The sequence below is a fragment of the Pantoea sp. C1E2 genome (genome assembly GCF_056491465.1).
The window spans coordinates 1,543,640-1,564,421 of the sequence record NZ_JBSZHT010000002.1; the positions used below are offsets into that span (position 1 = coordinate 1,543,640).

Sequence of the window (20,782 nt, forward strand, 5' to 3'; positions counted from 1 at the left end):
GATCATGGACTTCTTCAGCACACAAAATATTCTGGTTCACATTCCTCTCGGCGTGGGTGGCTACGATCTTTCATGGATCGAGGCGGTGGGCACCATTGCCGGTTTGCTGTGTATCTGGCTTGCCAGCCAGGAAAAGATCATTAACTACTTTTTCGGCCTGATAAACGTCACGCTGTTTGCGGTGATCTTCTTCCAGATTCAGCTGTATGCCAGTTTACTGCTGCAGCTGTTCTTCTTTGTCGCCAACGTTTACGGCTGGTATGCATGGAGCCGACAAAACACCGCCAACGAAGCCGCACTGAAAATTCGCTGGTTACCGTTGCCGAAGGCGCTTGGCTGGGGCGCAGCATGCGTGATCGCCATTGCGCTGATGACGCTGTACATCGACCCGGTGTTCGCGTTTCTCACTAAAACCGCCGTCGGCATCATGCAGGGCCTTGGCCTGAATGTAGCGATGCCGCAACTGCAGCCCGACGCCTTCCCATTCTGGGATTCCTGCATGATGGTGTTGTCGATTGTGGCGATGATTCTGATGACGCGGAAATACGTCGAGAACTGGCTGCTGTGGGTGGTGATCAACGTTATTAGCGTGATGATTTTTGCCCGTCAGGGTGTGTATGCCATGTCACTGGAATACGCGATTCTGACGTTGATTGCGCTGAATGGTTCACGCTTGTGGATGCAAAGCGCGCGTGAACATGGGTCACGCGCGCTGTCGAATCAGTGATGGTGATGGGCGTGGCCATCCAGTGTGAGATGTTCATGTGAGTGATGATGCGAGCTCTGTTCTGCGCAGAGCTCGCAATCATGACCGGTGCAAGGTTGATACTCCATCTGCACGGTGGCATGCGCAATCTGATAGTGCTCATGCAGATACTGATGAATACGTACCAGCAACCCATCATGATCGTAAGGTGGAATCACCTGCACATGTAATGTCAGCACCGGCTTCTCTCCCACCTGCCACACATGCACATGGTGCACATTGCGTACTTCCGCAATGTTGCGTGTCAGCTCGCGCGCCAGCTTATCCACGTTAATGTGGCTCGGTGCACCCTCCAGCAGCTCATGCAGGCTTTCCCGCAACAGCGACCACGCGCTGCGCACCACCAGCAGTGAAACCAGCAGCGAGAGAATCGGATCGATCGGTGTCCAGCCGGTCAGCATGATAATGATGGCGGCAACAATCGCGCCAACGGAGCCGAGCAGATCGCCCAGCACATGCAGCGCCGCCGCACGGACGTTGAGATTTTTTTCTTCACTGCCTCGGTGCAACAACCAGAAAGAGAGCAGATTGGCCAGCAGGCCAGCAATGGCGATGCCGAGCATCAATCCGCCTTGAATGGGCTGCGGCTGATAGAAACGGCGCAGCGCTTCCCAGACAATCAGTACGGTAATCACCAGCAGCGCGATAGCATTGACAAAAGCGGCAAGTGTGGTGAGACGCAGCAAGCCGAAGGTGTGGCGGGCGCTGGGTTTACGCTGGGCGAACTGCACCGCCAGCAGCGCCATCAGCAGCGCGGCGGCATCAGTCAGCATATGTCCGGCATCCGCCAGCAGTGCCAGCGAACCTGACATCACGCCGCCAATCACTTCGGCAACCATAAACAGCGCGGTGACGCCAAACGCCGCCGCCAGACGCGTACGATTACCGTTATGCGCGCCGTGAGAATGAGTGTGTGCCATAACTTTCCAGTTGTTCCAGTAACCTGTTCGTTAATGATATCAGTAAATTGAGCGTATCATCGTCCAGACGCTGCTGTTTTGCCTGATCGGTGAGCTGCTGACAATGTTCGGCAATCTCATCCATGCCCAGCAACAGCCAGCTGCCTTTCATGCGGTGTGCGGCACGCTCAACTGCGGGCCAGTCATGCTGGGCGCTGGCGGTAAGCAGCGCATCACGATCCTGCTGCAGCGTGCGTTGCAGCGTCTGACAAATCCGCGGGATAAAGGCCTCATTGTGCTGGGCCAGAATCATTAAACTGTCGGGCAGTTGACGGAGAGGATCGCGCATCGTACGTGTCAGCAGGGCTGCCAGATGATCCAGCTCAATCGGTTTCAACAACAGCGCTTCGTCCTCCTGCAACGCGACCTTCAGCAGTTGCACATCGGCGGAGCAGAGCACGCGCAGTGCCGCTTTGCTGCGGCGCTGCTGGCGGCGACGTAAAATGCGCAGCAGTGTTAATCCATCCGGGCGCGGCATCATCTGGTCAATCAACATGAGATCAAAAGGCTGAATCGCATCGGCGCGCAGCAGGCTGCGTCCCTCCTCAAATACCATTGCCGTAATATCGAATTGAGCCAGCTGTTGCTGCAAGACCAACAGATTGGTGGGATGGTCATCAACAATCGCCACACGCAGATGCGGATAGCGTGGCAAGGCAGCAGGGCGTTCGGCGGGTACTTCCTCACAGAGGTCGAGCGGTAATCGCACGTCTACCCTGGTGCCTTTATCCAGTTCGGATGTCAGCGTCAGCTCACCGCCCATACGTTGCACTATTTCGCGACAGATAAACAAACCCAGGCCGCTGCCCTGCACGGCATGGCTTTTGCCAGACGGTGCCTGATACCAAGGTTCAAACAGCTGCGCCTGTTCGCTGAGTGGGATACCGCTGCCGCTGTCGGCAACCGTTAGCTGAATCTGATCCGTAACGGCAAGCGACAGCCGCACTTCGCCATAACGGGTAAATTTCAGCGCATTAGCCACCAGATTATTCACGACCTGTTGCAGGCGATCGCCATCCAGCATCACCAACGGCGGCAGTGCTGTTAGTGCTTCGACAATCAACAGGGGACCAGATTCGCGCATCAAAGGGTGATAAAACTGCTGCTGTTGCTGCAGCCAATCTGCCAGATGAAGCGGATGCGGTGTCAGGCGAAAACTCTGATTCTCAATACGCGCATGGTCTTGCAGATCGTTTAGCAGCGCCATCAGCGAGCGCGCGCTACTGTGCATCAGCGTCAAACGTTCGCTGGGATGCTGCTGCTGTTCGAGTTCCAGCAGACCCAGGATCGCCTGCATCGGCGTGCGTAACTCGTGGCTGGCGGTGGCCAGGAATTGGCTTTTGGCGGCGTTAGCCCGCTCAGCCTGTTGGCGCTGCAGGCGATCGCGCCGCTGTTGCAGGTAGCGGCGTAGCAACAGCACTAACAACAGTAAAATGATCACCCCGGCAGCCATCAGAATCATCAGCGGCACATTGCGCATCGCCATACTGGTGCCTGGCTGTGGCGGCTGTGACCAGTTAATCCGCATCTGATTGAGCGTATCCGGTGGGATCTGCTGCAGTGCATGATCCAGCAGCGCCTGAAGTTGCGGCTGATCCTGGCTGACCTGAGGCGCCAGCGGCCAGGCAACATCGCTCGCGGCAAAGGCTAAATGGACACGATTATCCGCGTGGCTGGCCATGCGCCAGCGTGCAGACAGCACGTTATCCACCAGAGCATCAATCTGACCGCTGTTCAGGGCCTGCCAGAGTTGCGTACGGTCATCGAACAGTTGGGGCGTGATGCCTTCAGGTAGCAGGCGTTGCGCCAGATCGGCGCGCAGTACACCCACTCGCTGATGTTGCAGGGATTGCCAGCTCATCGGCTGCTGCGTATCAAGCGTGTAGATCCCCCAAATCGCACGCCATACCGGCAGTGTGTTGCTGCTGGCATCGTCGCCGTTTAAAGGCTGTAGCAAATTCAGCATCACCTGATGTTGTTGCATCAGCGTCTGCGCCTGCTTTGGATTGCTCACCCAGCGCGGTGTGAAACGCAGCCCGGTGCTCTGGCTTAGCGCATTCAGCAGATCAATGCCAAAGCCGCGAGCATTGCCGTTGCCATCGCGGTAGCTCCAGGGCGCGTTATCCACTTCTGCAGCGAAAGGAATCTCACTCTGTGCGGCCAGCCACTGCTTTTCGGCAGCCGACAGCATCAGGGTTTGCGTATCCTGATAACGCAGCAACGGCGGGCTCCAGCGCTGTTGCACGCGATTACTGAACTCCGCGGGCAGCAGGCGCAACTGGGTATTGAGCCAGTGAATCAGCTCAGGATCGCGCGCCAGTGCCCGTAGCGACAGTTCACCGGCACCGGGATCGGCGGTGATCTGGTAAATCTGCCCCTGTTGCAGCTGATTCAGCAAAAAGCCGGCACTGGCTTCATCCGCCACCAGATAATCACTCTGCTGATTGAGCAGCGCATACAGCGCCTGTAAATCACCCGGCAGGCTTTGCCAGCGATGGTTTTGCACAAACGCTTCAGGCATCTGCGCCAGTGTGGCCTCTGAGACCGTGAGCTGGGCATTTTCACTGTTAAACATCACCGCGCGTTGATTCTCACGATTGCGGTAAATGCGGATCGGGCTGTTAACCCAGCTGTCGCTGACCAGAATGTTCTCCGGCAGCTGCGCATGTTCATTGCTCAGCACAAAATCGACCTCACCGCGCTCAAGTGCCGCAAGCTGCTGGGAACGATTGGCGTAACTTTGCAGGCTAAAGTGCGTGCCGGTGAGTTGGCTCAGCGCGCTAAGGTAATCGGCATCAATTCCCCAGATACGATCGCCAATGCGCATCGCCCAGGGCGCGCTGTTCTGCGCAGGCACAGCCACGCGTAAAGTGGGTTGAGGCCATGGCTCGATATGTGGAGCAGGCATCATGGCGGGTAGCATCACGCTGCTGGCGGGTTGTAAATCGGCACGGGCCGCGGAGCTGATGAATAATAGACACAGCCACAGCACCGCTCTCACTGTTGCGCTTTCCACAATTCAGCCAGTTCAACCACCGACTGCACACCGGTTTTCTCCAGAATGTTTTTCTTGTGCGTGCTGACGGTTTTATTGCTGATGTGCAGCTGTTCACCAATCTGCAGATTCGACAGGCCACGCACCAGCAGCGCGACAATTTGCTGCTCTTTATCGGTGAGCGGCAGTTCGATACGTTCGGGTAGCGGCGGAAACGCCTGCTGTCCGCCGAGCACCGCCAGAATCGCACTGAGCAATTGCGCCATACTTTGGCTCTTCACCACGTAGCCCGCCGCGCCGAGCGAAACGGCGCTCAGTAGCGTATGGCGGCTCTGCTGTGCGGAATAGATCAACACCGTGCATTTCGGATCGCGGGCGCGCAAACGGCGTAACAGTTCGAGGCCATCACTGTCCGGCAAACCGATATCGAGCACGATAAGATCAAATTGATGACGTTGTAAAAGCTGCCGCGCCTGTGCTTCATCAGCGGCGGCATGCAGGTGAAGGGGAATAGGGGAGTGAATACAGGCCGCTTCCAGCGCGACTTCGACTAACGGATGATCATCAATAAGCAGCAGTGAAGCCATGAAACAGTTCCTCTGAAATTCATGGTTTCAGCATAGCGGAAAAGCACTAGCGGAAATACAAAGGGAGAGCCGAAGCTCTCCCTTTATGTGATCGACTAATGTTTATTGGGTGGTGCCGTCAGTTTTCTTATTCACGTCACCGCCACCTTCTTTTGTTTCTACTTTCTTATTAACATCCGGGCACTTGCCGTCTTTACACATAGAATTTTTATGGACTTCATCAGCAGACATGTTGCTAGAATCGGTGCCAGAAGTCGCAGCGCTGTTGGTATTCATACTGCCATTATTGATTTTGCTGTTATCAACATTATTTGGTGGCAGATTCTGTTTAGCGCCACCCGCAGCCGCGCCGGCTTCCGCTGAGGCATTCGCTTCACCGTTATTATTCGCTGCAGCCATTGCTGCACCGCTACCCAGGGTCATCGCTGCCGTCAGAAAGATAATTGCAAACTTATTCATCATTATGCTCCTTTAATCGATGGAGAGTTGCCGTCAAACACCACTGGTGCTGAGTGACGAAAATAACGTACCGTGACGGAATATAATTCCATCGTTAACGCTTCGCTTAAAAATTAAATAGCGTAAGAGCCTCGTTCCTCAGTGCTTACGTTTAAAAAGCTTAGTTCATGAGCGGATAAATGCAAATTTCACAGAAGCATTTACGCGAGCGTGGAATTTACACCCGCAGCCTGAAGGGATACATTTAACGGGTTGCGCCCGGCGTACGCAGGGCCAGAAATTTGAATGGAATTATGTATGGATTATCAGAACGACGATTTACGCATCAGAGAAATCAAAGAATTATTACCGCCTGTTGCTTTGCTCGAAAAATTCCCCGCGACCGATAAAGCCGCTGAAACCGTTGCTCAGGCACGTCAGGCGATTCACCGCATTCTGCACGGCCAGGACGATCGCCTGCTGGTGGTGATCGGTCCTTGCTCAATCCACGATACCGAAGCCGCTAAAGAGTACGCGAGCCGTCTGCTGACGCTGCGTGACGAATTGAAAGGCGAGCTGGAAGTGGTAATGCGCGTTTATTTTGAAAAACCGCGCACCACGGTGGGCTGGAAAGGGCTGATCAACGATCCGTTTATGGATGGCAGCTTCCAAATCAACGATGGCCTGCGTCTGGCGCGTAAGCTGCTGGTGGATATCAACGACATCGGTCTGCCAGCGGCAGGTGAATTCCTGGATATGATCACGCCACAGTACATGGCGGATCTGATGAGCTGGGGCGCGATTGGTGCGCGTACCACCGAATCGCAAGTGCACCGTGAGCTCTCTTCCGGTTTGTCCTGCCCGGTCGGCTTTAAAAACGGCACGGATGGCACGATCAAAGTGGCTATCGACGCGATTGGTGCTGCCAGCGCGCCGCACTGCTTCCTCTCCGTGACCAAATTCGGTCATTCGGCGATTGTTGAAACCAGCGGTAACGAGGATTGCCATATCATTCTGCGCGGCGGCAAAGAGCCGAACTACAGTGCAGAACACGTGGCAGCGGTGAAAACCGGTCTGGAGAAAGCTGGCTTGCGTCCACAGGTGATGATCGACTTTAGCCATGCCAACAGCAGCAAGCAGTTCCAGCGTCAGATGGTGGTAGCTGATGACGTGGCGCAGCAGATTGCGGGCGGTGAGCAGGCGATTACCGGTGTGATGATCGAAAGCCATCTGGTGGAAGGGAATCAGAGTCTCGACAGCGGTAAAGAGCTGGTGTACGGCCAGAGCGTCACCGATGCTTGTATTGGATGGGACGATACCGAGAAAGCGTTGCGCCAACTGGCGCAGGCGATCAAGCAGCGCCGCGGCTAATCGCTTAACGCGCAATAAAAAAGGCCAGACTCGCGTCTGGCCTTTTTGTTTTTAAGCCGGGAATTACTTGGCTTTACCCTGGTTAGCAACGGCTGCGGCTTTCGCGGCAATCTCGTCTGCATCACCCAGGTAGTAACGCTTCAGCGGTTTGAAGTTCTCATCGAACTCATACACCAACGGCACGCCAGTTGGGATGTTCAGTTCGAGGATTTCATCTTCGCTCAGGTTATCGAGGTATTTTACCAGTGCACGCAGTGAGTTACCGTGTGCAGCAACGATCACTTTCTCACCGCTTTTGATGCGCGGCAGAATGTTTTCGTTCCAGTAAGGGATCACACGTTCGATGGTCAGTGCCAGGCTTTCGGTGGTTGGCAGCTGTGCATCGGTCAGTGATGCGTAACGTGGGTCGTGGCCAGGGAAACGCTCATCGGCACGATCCAGTTCCGGTGGGGTGATGGCAAAGCCACGACGCCACTGTTTCACCTGATCGTCGCCGTATTTAGCAGCGGTTTCGGCTTTATCCAGACCCTGCAGCGCACCGTAGTGACGCTCGTTCAGACGCCAGGTTTTCTCAACCGGCAGCCAGGCCTGATCCAGCTCATCCAGCACGTTCCACAGGGTGTGGATGGCACGTTTCAGCACGGAGGTATAGGCGAAATCAAACACGAAACCTTCTTTCTTCAGCAGCTGACCGGCTGCTTTGGCTTCAGTGCGACCTTTGTCTGACAGATCCACGTCATACCATCCGGTGAAGCGGTTTTCCTGGTTCCACTGGCTTTCGCCGTGTCGCACCAGAACCAGCTTAGTTACGGCCATAGCTTAACTCCTTAATGCTTGATGTTTCGATGATTATAGAAACCGGCTGCGGCCACCTGAAAAGCGGCACACTGATAGCGCCATACCATAGCGGAAAACATCGCACGGCGTAAGCCTGTCGCTAACGCAGTGCGCGTTTTTCATCCGCTGGCTTACTGCGGTGTGAAGCGATAACGCGTCACAGACTGCCAGCGATCGCCGGGTTGCAGCCAGCAATCAGGCTGCGGCCACTCGGTATGGTTGGGCGAATCCGGTAAAAATTCACTCTCCAACGCGATGCCCTGGAAAGCAGTATAGCTGCCCTGTTCACGGGCGCGTGTTCCATCCAGATAGTTGCCGGAGTAGAACTGCAGCGCCGGTGCGGCGGTAAACACGGTCAACGCCAGCTTGCCATCGGCCGACCACAGCTGGGCGGCGGGTTGGCTGCTGTCGCCTGCGGTGTTAAGCAGAAACGCATGGTCATAGCCTTTCACCGCTTTTTGATCGTCATCGGCGAGGAAGTCATCCATCACCGGCTTCGGCTGATTAAAATCGAAGCTGGTACCGGCCACGGCTTTCAGTGGCGCGTTAGGGATGCCTTCACTGTCGACCGGCAAGTAGCGATCCGCGTGCAGTTGTAAGCGATGCTGGCGCGCATCGCCATGATGCGCATCAAGGTTAAAGTAAGCATGGTTGGTGAGGTTCACCGGGCACGGCTTATCGGTCTGCGCGTCATAAGTGATCGACAGGCAGTTATCATCGTCGAGATGGTAAATCACATCGGCAATCAGGTTGCCAGGGAAACCCTGATCGCCATCGGGTGAATCAATGCGATAGTGCACTTCGGTTTCACTCTGACGAACAATCTGCCAGCGGCGTTTATCGAAGCCTTCCGGGCCGCCGTGCAGCTGATGCGCGCCCTGATTGGCCGCCAGCAGCAGATTCAGCGGCTTCAGCTCAGCCGAAGCGATGCGGTTGGCGTAGCGGCCAACCGTGGCACCGAGATAAGCATCCTGATGCAGATAATCCGATGGTGTCGCGCAGCCGAGCAGCGCTTCACGCACGCTGCCATCCTGCATGGGCACGCGCGCGGAGAGCCATGTCGCGCCCCAATCCATAAAAGTCACTACCATGCCGTGTTGATTGCGCAGCACGGTGATGCGCCACGGTTGCCCGTCTGGCGCATGAGAATTGACGTCACTTACCATTGGCCCGCTCCTGCTGACGCTTTGCATACGTAGAAGGTTTCTTTAATACCGGTTTGCGCTTCATACTGTTTCGCCACGGCGGCTTTCACCTGATCCACCAAATCGGTAGGCATCAGTGCCACGATGCAGCCGCCAAAGCCGCCACCGGTCATGCGCACACCGCCACGCGGACCGATTTCTGCTTTAACAATCTCAACCAGCTGGTCGATAGGCGGTACGGTGATTTCGAAATCATCACGCATTGAGGCGTGTGATTCTGCCATCAGTTCACCCATGCGCTTCAGGTCGCCGTTACTCAGGGCATCAGCGGCTTCCAGCGTACGGGCATTCTCGGTGATCACGTGGCGGACACGTTTTGCCACCAGCGCATCCAGCTGAGATTCCGACGCGGAAAACTCTTCCAGTGTCACATCGCGCAGTGCCGGTTTGTTAAAGAAGCGCGCACCGGTTTCACACTGCTCACGGCGGGTGTTGTACTCACTGCCCACCAGGCTGCGGCGGAAGTTAGAGTTGATGATCACCACCGCGACATCTTCTGGCATGGAAACCGCGCGAGTGCCGAGGGTGCGGCAATCCAGCAGCATGGCGTGATCGGGTTGACCCAGCGCAGAAATCAGCTGGTCCATAATGCCGCAGTTGCAGCCGACGAACTGGTTTTCCGCTTCCTGACCGTTAACCGCAATGGCTGCACCATCCAGCTTCAGCTGATACAGCTGCTGGAACACGGTGCCGACTGCCACTTCCAGCGACGCCGATGAACTCAGACCCGCACCCTGTGGCACGTTGCCGCTGATAACCAGATCTGCGCCACCGAAACTCGCATCACGCTTCTGCAGATGTTTCACCACGCCGCGCACGTAGTTGGCCCACATCGGCTCTTTTAACGCTTCAATCGGCGCATCCAGCGAGAAGCTGTCTTGCTGATTGTCATAATCAACAGCGACCACGCGCACCTGGCGGTCGTCACGTTTGGCGCAGGCAATCACCGTCTGGTAATCAATGGCGCACGGCAGCACAAAGCCGTCATTGTAATCAGTATGCTCGCCAATCAAATTCACGCGGCCCGGCGCCTGAATGCTGTGCGTCGGTTGATAGCCAAAGGTGTCAGCGAAAACCTGTTGAGTAATGGATTTTAATGACATTTATTGCGCCTCGCGGAAATGGATATCGCTGACAGAACGCAGACGTTCTGCTGCCTGTTCCGCCGTTAAATCACGTTGGGTTTCGGCCAGCATTTCATAGCCAACCATAAATTTGCGCACCGTGGCTGAACGCAGCAGCGGTGGATAGAAGTGAGCATGCAGCTGCCAGTGATCGTTGGCTTCACCGTTAAACGGCGCGCCGTGCCAGCCCATCGAGTAGGGGAAGGAGCACTGGAACAGGTTGTCATAGCGGCTGGTCAGTTGCTTGAGCGCCAGTGCCAGGTCGCTGCGCTGAGCAGCCGTCAGATCGGTGATGCGTTTGATGTGGGCTTTAGGCAGCAGCAGGGTTTCAAACGGCCACGCCGCCCACCACGGCACCACGGCCAGCCAGTGTTCGGTTTCCACTACGGTGCGGCTGCCATCTTTCAGCTCGCGTGCGGCGTAATCCACCAGCATCGGCGAACCTTTTTCGTCAAAGTAGCGGCGCTGATTATCATCTTCTTTTTGCGCTTCATTTGGCAGAAAACTGTTGGCCCAAATCTGGCCGTGCGGATGGGGATTTGAACAACCCATCGCCGCGCCTTTGTTCTCAAAAACCTGCACCCACGGATAGTGCTGACCGAGATCGGCGGTCTGCTCCTGCCAGGTACGCACGATATCTTCCAGCCCGCTCAGCGGCAGTTCTGGCAGCGTTTTGCTGTGATCGGGCGAGAAGCAGATCACGCGACTGGTGCCGCGAGCGCTCTCGCAGCGCATTAACATGTCGTCACTTTGCGGCGCATCGGGAGTATCGGTCATCAGCGCGGCAAAGTCGTTGGTGAAGACATAGGTGGTTTTATAGTCAGGGTTTTTATTCCCGGTGATGCGAGTATTGCCGGCACACAGGAAGCAGTCAGGATCGTGCGCAGGCAGTTGTTCCAGCGCAGGCGTTTCCTGTGCACCCTGCCACGGACGCTTAGCGCGATGCGGCGAGACCAGCACCCACTGATCGATCAATGGGTTATAACGGCGATGCGGATGATCAACCGGATTAAATTTTTCCATAACGAGTCCTGGTAAACGGCAAACGGATCAAAATCACTGCGATCAAGGTAGCACAAAGGCCAGCCCCAAAGCGTGATCCAGTCTGGATAAATGGTATCGTTTACACAAGGTGACGATTCTCATTTTGTGGGGTTATGCGGTGCGTTTGCTGAAATACCAGGCGAGTAAATGGTAGCGGTTACATTCCAGAGGGTTGCGCGATAAATCGCGCCGCTACGAATGTGTGCAGAGAAGGGTAGCGGCGCAATTCATTGCGCCACGAGGGATGAAATTAGCGCAAATCTTCCTGATGAAATCCGTACCCTTCCTCCTGCTTCACAAAGCTCAGACGATGAGTAATACACTGCGGCGCATCTTCGGCGTGGTGCGAGACAAACAGCAACTGAGTCCGTCCTTCACCAATCAGCACATCGACAAAACGGCGCACCAGCTGACGGTTAATCGGATCCAGCCCCTGCAGCGGCTCATCGAGAATCAGCAGGGTAGGATGTTTGACCAGCGCACGAGCAATCAGCACCAACCGCTGTTGTCCCCATGACAAACCGTGAAACGGCGCATCGGCCAGATGATTGTCCATGCCGAGTAAAGCCAGCCACTGCCGCGCCAGCGCTTTCTGCCGGTCCGAAGCGGGTTGATACAAACCAATCGAATCGAAAAAGCCGGACAGTACCACGGTGCGCACGTTACAGCTGACACGGTAATCGAGATGCAAACTGCTGCTGACGTAGCCAATGTGCTGTTTGATGTCCCAAATGGTTTCACCGCTGCCCCGACGAATACCAAACAGCGTCAAATCATTGCTGTAGCCTTGCGGATGATCGCCGGTCACCAGACTCAACAGAGTGGATTTACCCGCGCCGTTGGGTCCCACGATTTGCCAGTGCTCACCAGGATTCACCTGCCAGTTCAGTCCATCGATCACCGCTTTATCGTTATACGACACCACGCCATTACGCAAAATCACGCGCGGTGCATCTTCCGCCAGCTGCGGCAACTGGTCCGGCGCATCGGCTTCCGGCAATGCCATGCCATCAAGCTTTTCGCTGTGCGCCAGCTGCGCCACCAGGGCTTCCGCCAGAATCGCCTGACGTTCACCGACGTGGGTGAGGGTGCACTCAGCGAGCACACCGACTTGTTGCACAAAGTCAGGAATATCGTCAAAGCGGTTGAGAACCAGCACCACGCTGAAGCCATGCTGGTGAAGATCGCTCAGCGTCTCCGCCAGGCTGGCGCGCGAGGCGACATCTAACCCATCGAAAGGCTCATCGAGAATCAATAAATCCGGCTGCGCCATCAGCGCCTGACACAGCAGGGTTTTGCGGGTTTCGCCGGTGGAGAGGTATTTGAAGCGACGATCGAGCAGGTAAGTGATACCAAACTGCTGCGCCAGCGCCTGACAGCGCGCTTCATCTTTCACTTCATCCTGAATAATCTGCGCGGCGGTGCGACCGGTATCGTCTTCGCCTTCACTCAGCAGATCGGTATTGTTGCGTTCCCACTCCTGCGCCACCAGCTTTTGCAACTGTTCCAGCGAGAGGCGCGTGCGGCGTTGAAAGTCCTGCGTAACCGTGCCTTTCCCCGGCGAGAGTTCACCAGAAAGTGCGCGCGCCAGTGAGGATTTGCCGCTGCCGTTGGCACCGACAAAGGCCCAGCTTTCGCCGCTATTGAGAGTCAGATCGTTAAGGGACAGTGCTCGGGTGTCGCTAAGGTGAAATATGCCTTGCGAAATTTGCAATGAAGCCATAATTCATTCCGTTTTATGCATCGTGTTGCTCAGTTGTAGCGAGCGACGCAGACGAAGTCAAATCATGGCCTGGATTTCAGAGCAGTGTGGCGATGATGGCGTGTTCAGCATTAAAACTGGCGGTCACGCTGTCGCCTGGCTGCAGATTCTGCTGTTGCACCTGCGCATTATTCATCGTTGCGCACAGGGTTTCACCGCTCGGCAATGTCATCAACACTTCGCTAACCTGTTCACCGGGCTCGATCGCGCTGATCGTCACCTGCAATTGATTATTGCTGTTTACCGCATCACGGCTCACCTGAATCCACGGGGCTTTAATCAGCACCAGCACCTCTTTGCCGCTGTCGAGCTGCAGACGTTCGGCACTGCGTTCGGTGATCGCCACCTGCAAACGAGTGACGCCATCGGCCAGCTGAACCTCAATATGCTGCTGCACTTGATGGTGATCGCGCGCCATCACGGTGCCAAACAGCTGATTGCGCGCACTGGTTTGCAGTGAGAAGCGGGCAATGGCTGCCAGTAAGCTGTCGAGCGGCAGGCTGTCGTTTTGCAGCGCATCAAAAGCTTTCTGCTGGATCTGCTCCATCAGGTGAAACAGCTGAATCAGACGCTCGCCATAGCGCGTCAGCTGCGCGCCGCCGCCGCCTTTGCCTCCGGTGGCGCGGTCGACTAAGGTTTGATCAGCCATCTGATTCATATCGTTGATGGCGTCCCAGGCACTTTTGTAGCTGATGCCCGCTAATTTAGCGCCCTGGCTGATGGAGCCGGTTTCCTGCACGCGTTTCAGCAGTTCGATGCGGCGTGGGTCGGCAAACAGCTTCTGCTGAAGACGAATGTGAAGAGAAAGTTCTGCCTGCATGTCAGCTCCTTAAGTGAGTACGACAAGTGTAAGGCCAAAAGTAAAAGCACGAAAAGGGCAGTGCGTTTTTTTCCCTAACCGTTACAATCACTTTTTTATTTTCTGCGTGAGGTTTCCATGCTGGAACTGCTTAAAAGCCTGGCTGTGGCTGTCATCATGGTGCCAATTGTGATGGCCATTATGCTCGGTCTGATTTACGGCCTGGGTGAAGTGTTCAACGTCATCTCCAAATTTGGCCGCCGCGACGATCGTCCTGCCAACAGCTCGCAACACTGATTTTATAAGCGCCCGCACTCAGCGGGCGTTTTTTCTTTAACTTCCCTTCAATCCTGCCGATATTAAGTTCATGACAGCATTTGTTCCTACGTTGTATTATCAAATATATAACGTAACAAGGAGTAAAAAATGCTGAAAATCAATTACCGCTGGGCTGCTGTTACCGTACTCACTGTTTCCATGGCGGGTCACGCCGTGGCTGCAGAGAAGATCACCGTGTTCGCTGCGGCATCGTTAACCAATGCAATGCAGGATATTGCCACGCAATATCAGAAAAAAAGCGGCGTTGAAGTGGTATCGTCCTTCGCCTCTTCATCCACCCTGGCACGCCAGATCGAACAAGGTGCGCCGGCCGATTTGTTTATCTCAGCTGACCAGCAGTGGATGGACTATGCGGTGGATAAAAAGAGTGTGGTGGAAAATACGCGCTACACGCTACTGGGCAATGATTTAGTGCTGGTGGCACCGAAAAGCGACAGCGCAAAATCGGTGACCATCGATGCAAAAACTGACTGGAAAAGTTTGCTGAAAGGCGAACGTCTGGCGGTGGGCGATCCGGATCATGTTCCGGCTGGGATTTACGCCAAAGAAGCCCTGCAAAAGCTGGGCGCCTGGGATACCGTGTCGCCGCAGCTGGCGCCGGCCAACAACGTCCGTGCCGCACTGGCGCTGGTCGAACGCAATGAATCACCGTACGGCATCGTTTACGGTTCTGATGCGGTTGCCAGCGACAAAGTGCAGGTGGTAGGACGCTTCCCAGAGGATAGCCACAAACCAGTGGAATATCCGATGGCGGTCGTTAAAGAGCATCAGAACGCAACGGTAGAGGCCTTCTACAAGTACTTACAGGGGCCGGACGCCGCTGCAGTGTTTAAACAGTATGGATTTGCGCCGAAGAAATGATACTCAGTGATCCCGAATGGCAGGCCGTTTTTCTCAGCTTAAAAGTGTCCAGCGTAGCGGTGCTGTTTAGCTTGCCGTTTGGCATCATGATGGCCTGGATTCTGGCGCGTTGCCGGTTTCCGGGCAAAACTCTGCTCGATAGCGTCATTCATCTGCCGCTGGTTTTACCGCCGGTGGTGGTGGGGTATCTGTTGCTGATTGCGCTAGGCCGACGCGGATTTATTGGCGAGTGGCTTTACGACTGGTTTGGCTTCACCTTTGCCTTTAGCTGGCAGGGCGCGGTGTTGGCTTCGGCAGTGATGGCGTTCCCCTTGATGGTACGCGCCATTCGTCTCGCACTGGAAGCAGTGGATACCAAACTGGAGCAGGCGGCGCGCACGCTGGGTGCCGGCCGCTGGCGGGTATTTTTCACTATTACTCTGCCGCTGACGCTGCCCGGTATCATTGTTGGCACCGTTTTGGCCTTTGCCCGCTCACTGGGTGAGTTTGGCGCAACGATTACCTTCGTCTCGAATATACCCGGCGAGACGCGCACCATCCCCTCCGCGATGTTTACCCTGATTGAAACGCCCGGTGCAGAAGGCACCGCCGCCCGCTTGTGTGCGGTGGCGATTGCGCTGGCGCTATTATCGCTGGTGGCTTCCGAGCTGCTGGCTCGTTGGGGCCGCAAGCGGTTGGGTGCAGCCTGATGCTTAATCTCAATATTTCCCAGTTGCTGGGCGATCACCAACTGGACGTCAACGTGCAGATCCCCGGCAGCGGCATTACCGCGATCTTCGGTGTGTCTGGCGCGGGCAAAACCTCGTTAATTAACGCGATTGGCGGTTTAACACAACCGCAGAGTGGCCAGATTCAGCTAAACGATCGTCTGCTTTTCGATTCGGCCTCGCAGGTCAATCTGCCACCGGAAAAGCGTCGCATCGGCTACGTGTTCCAGGATGCACGGCTGTTCCCGCATTATCGGGTACGCGGCAATCTGCAATATGGCATGGCGGCGGCGATGAAGCCGCAGTTCAACGCGCTGGTAGCGCTGCTCGGTCTTGAGCCGCTGCTGAGTCGCTTTCCGGCCTCGCTGTCAGGCGGCGAGAAACAGCGCGTGGCGATTGGTCGCGCACTGCTCAGTGCGCCAGACATTTTATTGATGGATGAGCCGCTGGCGTCACTGGACTTGCCACGCAAACGCGAACTGATGCCGTATCTGCAAAAGCTGGCGAAACAGATCGATATTCCGATACTCTACGTCTCACACAGCCTGGATGAAATTCTGCAACTGGCCGAGAACGTGCTGGTGCTCGACAGCGGCAAAGTCAAAGCCTTTGGTTCGCTGGAGAAGGTGTGGAGCAGTGCGGCCATGCGGCCATGGCTGCCGGTTGCCGATCGATCCAGCGTGCTGCGGGTGCAGGTGCTGGAGCAGCATCCCGATTATCCGATGACGGCACTGTCTTTGGGCGATCAACATATTTGGGTCAGCCGGGTTAACCAGCCGCTGAAAACGGCACTGCGCATTCGTATCGCGTCCGGGGATGTGTCGCTGGCCTTGCAGCCGCCGCAGAACACCTCGGTACGCAATATCCTGCCTGCTCAGGTGGTCGAGTTATTAGAAATTGACGATCAGGTGGAAGTGAAGCTGCGCATTGGCATTAGCGAGCTGTGGGCGCGGATTTCGCCCTGGGCGCGTGATGAACTGGGCATTCGGCCGGATCAGTGGCTGTATGCGCAAATTAAGAGCGTGGCGATCACGGCGTAATCAACGGAGTCATTTGTAGGGTGCGCATTGATACGCACCCTCTACATCAAAGGGTTACAGAACCTCTTGATAAATCACTTCGGCAATACCCGGCTCCAGATTGGTGCCAATCACTTTTTTGGCGCGCGCTTTAATGGCGTCATCAGCATTGCCCATCGCCACACCTAAGCCCACCTGTTCCAGCATGCTTAGGTCATTGTAGTTATCACCGAACGCCAGCACGTCTTGCATGCTAAAGCCCTGACTCTCTACCCATTGCGCCAGACGCTTGCCTTTGCTGTTGCCTGCCTGCGCGATATCCACCTGATCGTGCCATGACCATTCACACGCCAGCCCGAGTTCGGCTTCAGTGCGTTCAGCGAATTGCTGTAATGCGCGGGTGTCAGGATGGGAAAGGGCGAACTTCCAGATGGATTGCGCATCCAGCGCTGCCTGCGCCAGGCTTGGCACCTGCAGGAACAGGGGACGCTGCGCTTCCGGCAGAGATTGTGCCCAGTTCAGGGTGCGCGTCACGTGGCCAGTGGGTTCCTGATACAGCATGGCATCATCGACATACAGCAGCCCGTGAATGTTCTCCTGATCGAGCATCTCAATGACACGGGTCGCCTGGCTTTTCTCCAGTGGATCGGATGCGAGCACCTTCTTCGCTGCATAATCGTACAAGTAGGTCCCATTACAGCAGATTGCGGGTGTATCCAACTGCAGCGCCTGATAAAAAGGATGAATCGCGCAGTGGTGGCGACCGGTGACGATCAATACTTTGACACCCGCCTGTTGCGCGCGGGCAAGCGCTTCGATCGATTCAGGTAAGATGGTTTTGGTGGGGGTCAGCAGGGTGCCGTCGAGGTCAAGGGCGATTACGCGGTAGCTCATTACACTTTCCGTCCGGGAGTTAGCAAAGTATTGAGTCTACACCCGGCAGCGGCCCTGAGACAAAAAACAGGGCACAAATGAATCCAGCGCGGCAAAATGAAACGCGCTACAGTTATCCCTTTCATCAGGCAGCGAATAAGGAAAACCGCATGAAACAAGTCGTGTATACCGCCAGTCCCGAGAGCCAGCAGATCCATGCATGGCAGTTGCAGGAAGATGGCGCACTGACGTTATTGCAGGTCACGGATGTGGCCGGCCAGGTGCAGCCGATGGTGGTGAGCCCGAAGAAAGATTTCCTCTACGTCGGCGTCCGTCCTAATTTTCGCGTGCTGGCGTATCGCATTGCGGCCGACGGTTCCCTGAGTCTGGCCGGTGAAGCGCCACTGCCAGGCAGCCCAACCCACATCTCCACCGACCGCCAGGGCAAATATATTTTCTGCGGTTCTTACAACGATGCGTGTGTCAGCATCAGCCCGATTGACAGTGAAGGTTTGCCGCAAGCACCAAGCCAGGTGATTGGCGGGATGGATGGCTGCCACTCAGCCAATATCGATCTCGGCAATCAGACGCTGTTTGTGCCAGCACTGAAGCAGGATCGTATCTGCCTGTTCCAGCTGAATGCGGATGGCACTCTGGCGCCGCGCGAGCAGGCGCAGGTCACCACGGTTGAAGGTGCAGGCCCGCGCCATATGGCATTCCATCCGAACGGTGCTTACGGCTATGTGGTAAATGAACTCGACAGCACCGTAGATGTGTGGGCATTGAACAACGTGCACGATCAGGTTGAGCGCGTGCAGAGTCTGGATATGATGCCGAAAGATTTCAGCGATACGCGCTGGGCGGCCGATATCCATATCACGCCAGACGGCCGTTTCCTCTACGCCTGTGACCGCACCAGCAGCACCATTACCGCGTTTAGTATCAGCGAAGATGGCTCAGTGTTGGCGATCGAAGGTTACCAGCCGACCGAAACTCAGCCGCGGGGCTTCAATATCGATAACAGTGGTCAGTATCTGGTGGCGGCAGGGCAGAAGTCGCATCATATCGAAGTGTACAAGATTGCCGATCGCGGTCTGTTGCAACCGCTGGCGCGTTACGCAGTGGGACAGGGCCCGATGTGGGTGGTGATCCACGCACTGGATTGATTTGAATGCAGTTAAGAAACGGCGCCTGTTGGCGCCGTTTTTGATCAGGAGTATTTCACCGTGATCGAGGCACTTGCCAGCGCGTGGAAGTGCACATTAAAACCAACCATCGCGCCGCTCGCACCTTCATCCACATCGATTTTGTCCACATCCATCGCGTGTACCGTAAAGATATAGCGATGCGGATCACCTTGTGGCGGCGCTGCGCCACCGTAGCCGGTTTGACCGAAGTCAGTACGGGTTTGAATCGCACCCTGCGGCAGCTCGACCACGCCTGAACCGGAACCTTGTGGCAGCTCGGTGACGTCAGCCGGAATATTTGCCACTACCCAGTGCCACCAGCCAGAACCGGTGGGTGCATCTGGATCAAAGCAGGTTACAACAAAACTCTTCGTTCCTGCAGGCACTTCATCCCACGCCAAATGTGGCGACAGATTATCACCCTGACGTCCCATCCCATTGAAAACGTGGCGTTCGGGCATTTTATCGCCGTCTTTAAAATCCTGGCTAACTACGCGCATGACCTCTCCTTTATCCGTTATGCAGTGTGCTCTCCATCATGGTGGAAAATGCCCAGCACTTCCAGTCAGCTTAGGGCAGGAAATGGGCCTCAACGTCCAACGCCGCACGGACTGCCTGGGTTAACTGCGCCAGTTCGGCTGCAGAAATCAGATAAGGTGGCATCAGATAGATCAGCTTGCCGAACGGACGGATCCACACGCCACGTTCGACAAAGAACTGCTGCAGCGCCGCCATGTTCACCGGTAAACGCGTTTCAATCACACCAATCGCGCCCAGCACCCGCGCGTCTGCCACTGCATGATGCTCACGCAACGGCAGCAGCTCACGACGCAGTTGCTGTTCGATCGCCGCCACCTGCGCGGGCCAGTGACCCTCGTTGATCATCGTCAGGCTCTCTGCCGCCACCGCACAGGCCAGTGGATTGCCCATAAAGGTCGGGCCATGCATAAAGCAGCCGGCTGCGCTGCGGCTGATGGTATCGGCCACTTCACGCGTGGTCAGCGTGGCGGAAAGCGTCATGGTGCCGCCGGTCAGCGCTTTGCCGAGGCAGAGAATATCTGGCGTAATCCCGGCGTGTTCACAAGCGAACAGCTTGCCGCTGCGACCAAATCCGGTGGCGATCTCGTCGGCAATTAACAAGATGCCATAGCGATCGCATAACTCGCGTACCTGTTGTAGATAGCGCGGATGATAGAAGCGCATGCCGCCTGCACCTTGCACAATCGGTTCAAGGATCACGGCGGCAATTTCGCGATGATGCATCTCGGCTAAGCGGGCGAAATCTGCGAAGTCCGCTTCGTTCCATTCATCATCAAAACCGCACTGAGGCGCTTCCGCAAACAGATGTTCCGGCAGATAGCCGCGCCACAGGCTGTGCATCGAATTTTCCGGATCGCACACTGACATGGCAGCAAAGGTATCACCGTGATAGCCACGTTTCAGTGTCAGGAATTTTTGGCGCGTTTCACCGCGTCCCAGCCAGTACTGCAACGCCATTTTCATCGACACTTCGACGGCAATCGACCCCGAATCGGCGAGGAACACGCACTCCAGTGCCTCAGGGGTCATTTCAACCAGTTGACGGCTTAACGCCACCGCCGCTGGATGGGTAATGCCGCCGAACATCACGTGGGACATTTGTGACATTTGCTGCGTCAGCGCCTGATTCAGACGCGGATGGTTATAGCCGTGAATCGCTGCCCACCACGACGACATACCGTCGACCAGTTCACGTCCATCGGCCAACTGGAGCTGGCAACCGTGCGCTGCCACCACCGGATAACAGGGCAGGGGATCGCGCATTGACGTGTAGGGATGCCAGATATGCTGGCGGTCAAAGTTGAGGTCGTCTTGGGTGAACATCGATCTTGTAAACCATTTTGAAAAGATTTAGTTTACAAGTATAACC

20 protein-coding genes are annotated in these 20,782 nt (G+C 55.8%); 7 read left to right on the top strand and 13 right to left on the bottom strand.

The features are described from left to right. Positions 1 to 4: 4 nt before the first annotated feature. Entirely contained in the window at positions 5 to 727 is a 723-nt protein-coding gene (gene pnuC / locus ACXI0A_RS07520) for a nicotinamide riboside transporter PnuC (RefSeq protein WP_476149591.1), read from the top strand. Here pnuC and zitB read toward each other — a convergent pair. The 4 genes from zitB to ACXI0A_RS07540 all read right to left on the bottom strand — a co-directional run bounded on the left by zitB (position 721) and on the right by ACXI0A_RS07540 (position 5,769). Beyond that, the gene (gene zitB, locus ACXI0A_RS07525) at positions 721 to 1,686 is read right to left on the bottom strand and encodes a CDF family zinc transporter ZitB (RefSeq protein WP_476149589.1); all 966 of its coding nucleotides are present in this window, start codon (positions 1,684 to 1,686) and stop codon (positions 721 to 723) included. The genes pnuC and zitB overlap by 7 nt on opposite strands. Continuing rightward, positions 1,655 to 4,741 (bottom strand): ATP-binding protein, encoded by a 3,087-nt coding sequence (locus ACXI0A_RS07530; protein WP_476149588.1) that lies wholly within the window; start codon positions 4,739 to 4,741, stop codon positions 1,655 to 1,657. The genes zitB and ACXI0A_RS07530 overlap by 32 nt, the downstream gene beginning before the upstream one ends. Then, complete coding sequence (locus ACXI0A_RS07535; protein ID WP_476149586.1) at positions 4,723 to 5,307, bottom strand: response regulator; 585 nt, start codon at positions 5,305 to 5,307, stop codon at positions 4,723 to 4,725. Before ACXI0A_RS07535 ends, ACXI0A_RS07530 begins: the two co-directional genes overlap by 19 nt. A 102-nt stretch (positions 5,308 to 5,409) precedes the next feature. Continuing rightward, complete coding sequence (locus ACXI0A_RS07540; protein WP_476149584.1) at positions 5,410 to 5,769, bottom strand: protein YbgS; 360 nt, start codon at positions 5,767 to 5,769, stop codon at positions 5,410 to 5,412. Between the two features lie 294 nt (positions 5,770 to 6,063). Here ACXI0A_RS07540 and aroG point away from each other — a divergent pair, with 294 nt between their 5' ends. Continuing rightward, positions 6,064 to 7,116 carry a 3-deoxy-7-phosphoheptulonate synthase AroG gene (aroG, locus tag ACXI0A_RS07545; protein WP_200538905.1) on the top strand — a complete coding sequence of 351 codons (1,053 nt, stop codon included), beginning with the start codon at positions 6,064 to 6,066 and terminating at the stop codon, positions 7,114 to 7,116. A 63-nt stretch (positions 7,117 to 7,179) separates the two neighbouring features. Here the strand turns inward: aroG and gpmA are convergent, their stop codons facing one another. From gpmA to modE, 6 genes are all read right to left on the bottom strand, one after another. Beyond that, on the bottom strand, positions 7,180 to 7,932 hold the full coding sequence (gene gpmA, locus ACXI0A_RS07550) for a 2,3-diphosphoglycerate-dependent phosphoglycerate mutase (protein WP_100702433.1): 753 nt from the start codon (positions 7,930 to 7,932) through the stop codon (positions 7,180 to 7,182). Between the two features lie 152 nt (positions 7,933 to 8,084). Next, entirely contained in the window at positions 8,085 to 9,119 is a 1,035-nt protein-coding gene (galM, locus tag ACXI0A_RS07555) for a galactose-1-epimerase (RefSeq protein ID WP_224929981.1), read from the bottom strand. Beyond that, on the bottom strand, positions 9,113 to 10,261 hold the full coding sequence (galK, locus tag ACXI0A_RS07560; RefSeq protein WP_476149581.1) for a galactokinase: 1,149 nt from the start codon (positions 10,259 to 10,261) through the stop codon (positions 9,113 to 9,115). The genes galM and galK overlap by 7 nt, the downstream gene beginning before the upstream one ends. Then, positions 10,262 to 11,305 carry a galactose-1-phosphate uridylyltransferase gene (gene galT / locus ACXI0A_RS07565; RefSeq protein WP_476149579.1) on the bottom strand — a complete coding sequence of 348 codons (1,044 nt, stop codon included), beginning with the start codon at positions 11,303 to 11,305 and terminating at the stop codon, positions 10,262 to 10,264. Between the two features lie 271 nt (positions 11,306 to 11,576). Further along, positions 11,577 to 13,049, bottom strand: coding sequence for a molybdate ABC transporter ATP-binding protein ModF (gene modF / locus ACXI0A_RS07570; RefSeq protein ID WP_476149577.1), 1,473 nt, complete (start codon positions 13,047 to 13,049; stop codon positions 11,577 to 11,579). 76 nt (positions 13,050 to 13,125) lie between these two features. Next, positions 13,126 to 13,908 (bottom strand): molybdenum-dependent transcriptional regulator, encoded by a 783-nt coding sequence (gene modE, locus ACXI0A_RS07575; RefSeq protein ID WP_476149575.1) that lies wholly within the window; start codon positions 13,906 to 13,908, stop codon positions 13,126 to 13,128. Between the two features lie 117 nt (positions 13,909 to 14,025). Here modE and ACXI0A_RS07580 point away from each other — a divergent pair, with 117 nt between their 5' ends. The 4 genes from ACXI0A_RS07580 (at position 14,026) to modC (ending at position 16,834) form a co-directional block, all read left to right on the top strand. After that, complete coding sequence (locus ACXI0A_RS07580; protein WP_013508338.1) at positions 14,026 to 14,184, top strand: AcrZ family multidrug efflux pump-associated protein; 159 nt, start codon at positions 14,026 to 14,028, stop codon at positions 14,182 to 14,184. A gap of 129 nt (positions 14,185 to 14,313) precedes the next feature. Next, complete coding sequence (gene modA, locus ACXI0A_RS07585; protein WP_476149573.1) at positions 14,314 to 15,087, top strand: molybdate ABC transporter substrate-binding protein; 774 nt, start codon at positions 14,314 to 14,316, stop codon at positions 15,085 to 15,087. Continuing rightward, entirely contained in the window at positions 15,084 to 15,776 is a 693-nt protein-coding gene (gene modB / locus ACXI0A_RS07590) for a molybdate ABC transporter permease subunit (RefSeq protein WP_224929960.1), read from the top strand. The genes modA and modB overlap by 4 nt, the downstream gene beginning before the upstream one ends. Further along, the gene (modC, locus tag ACXI0A_RS07595; RefSeq protein ID WP_476149572.1) at positions 15,776 to 16,834 is read left to right on the top strand and encodes a molybdenum ABC transporter ATP-binding protein ModC; all 1,059 of its coding nucleotides are present in this window, start codon (positions 15,776 to 15,778) and stop codon (positions 16,832 to 16,834) included. The genes modB and modC overlap by 1 nt, the downstream gene beginning before the upstream one ends. 54 nt (positions 16,835 to 16,888) lie before the next feature. Here modC and ACXI0A_RS07600 read toward each other — a convergent pair whose 3' ends face one another. Then, positions 16,889 to 17,707, bottom strand: coding sequence for a pyridoxal phosphatase (locus ACXI0A_RS07600; RefSeq protein ID WP_224929954.1), 819 nt, complete (start codon positions 17,705 to 17,707; stop codon positions 16,889 to 16,891). A 149-nt stretch (positions 17,708 to 17,856) separates the two neighbouring features. Here ACXI0A_RS07600 and pgl point away from each other — a divergent pair, with 149 nt between their 5' ends. Further along, a complete protein-coding gene (gene pgl / locus ACXI0A_RS07605) occupies positions 17,857 to 18,852 on the top strand; it encodes a 6-phosphogluconolactonase (protein ID WP_476149570.1) in 996 nt (331 codons plus the stop codon). A gap of 44 nt (positions 18,853 to 18,896) precedes the next feature. On the opposite strand, the gene ACXI0A_RS07610 is transcribed toward pgl, so the two are convergent. Continuing rightward, complete coding sequence (locus tag ACXI0A_RS07610) at positions 18,897 to 19,373, bottom strand: kinase inhibitor (protein ID WP_476149568.1); 477 nt, start codon at positions 19,371 to 19,373, stop codon at positions 18,897 to 18,899. 70 nt (positions 19,374 to 19,443) lie between these two features. After that, positions 19,444 to 20,736, bottom strand: coding sequence for an adenosylmethionine--8-amino-7-oxononanoate transaminase (gene bioA / locus ACXI0A_RS07615; protein ID WP_476149566.1), 1,293 nt, complete (start codon positions 20,734 to 20,736; stop codon positions 19,444 to 19,446). Between the last annotated feature and the right edge of the window lie 46 nt (positions 20,737 to 20,782).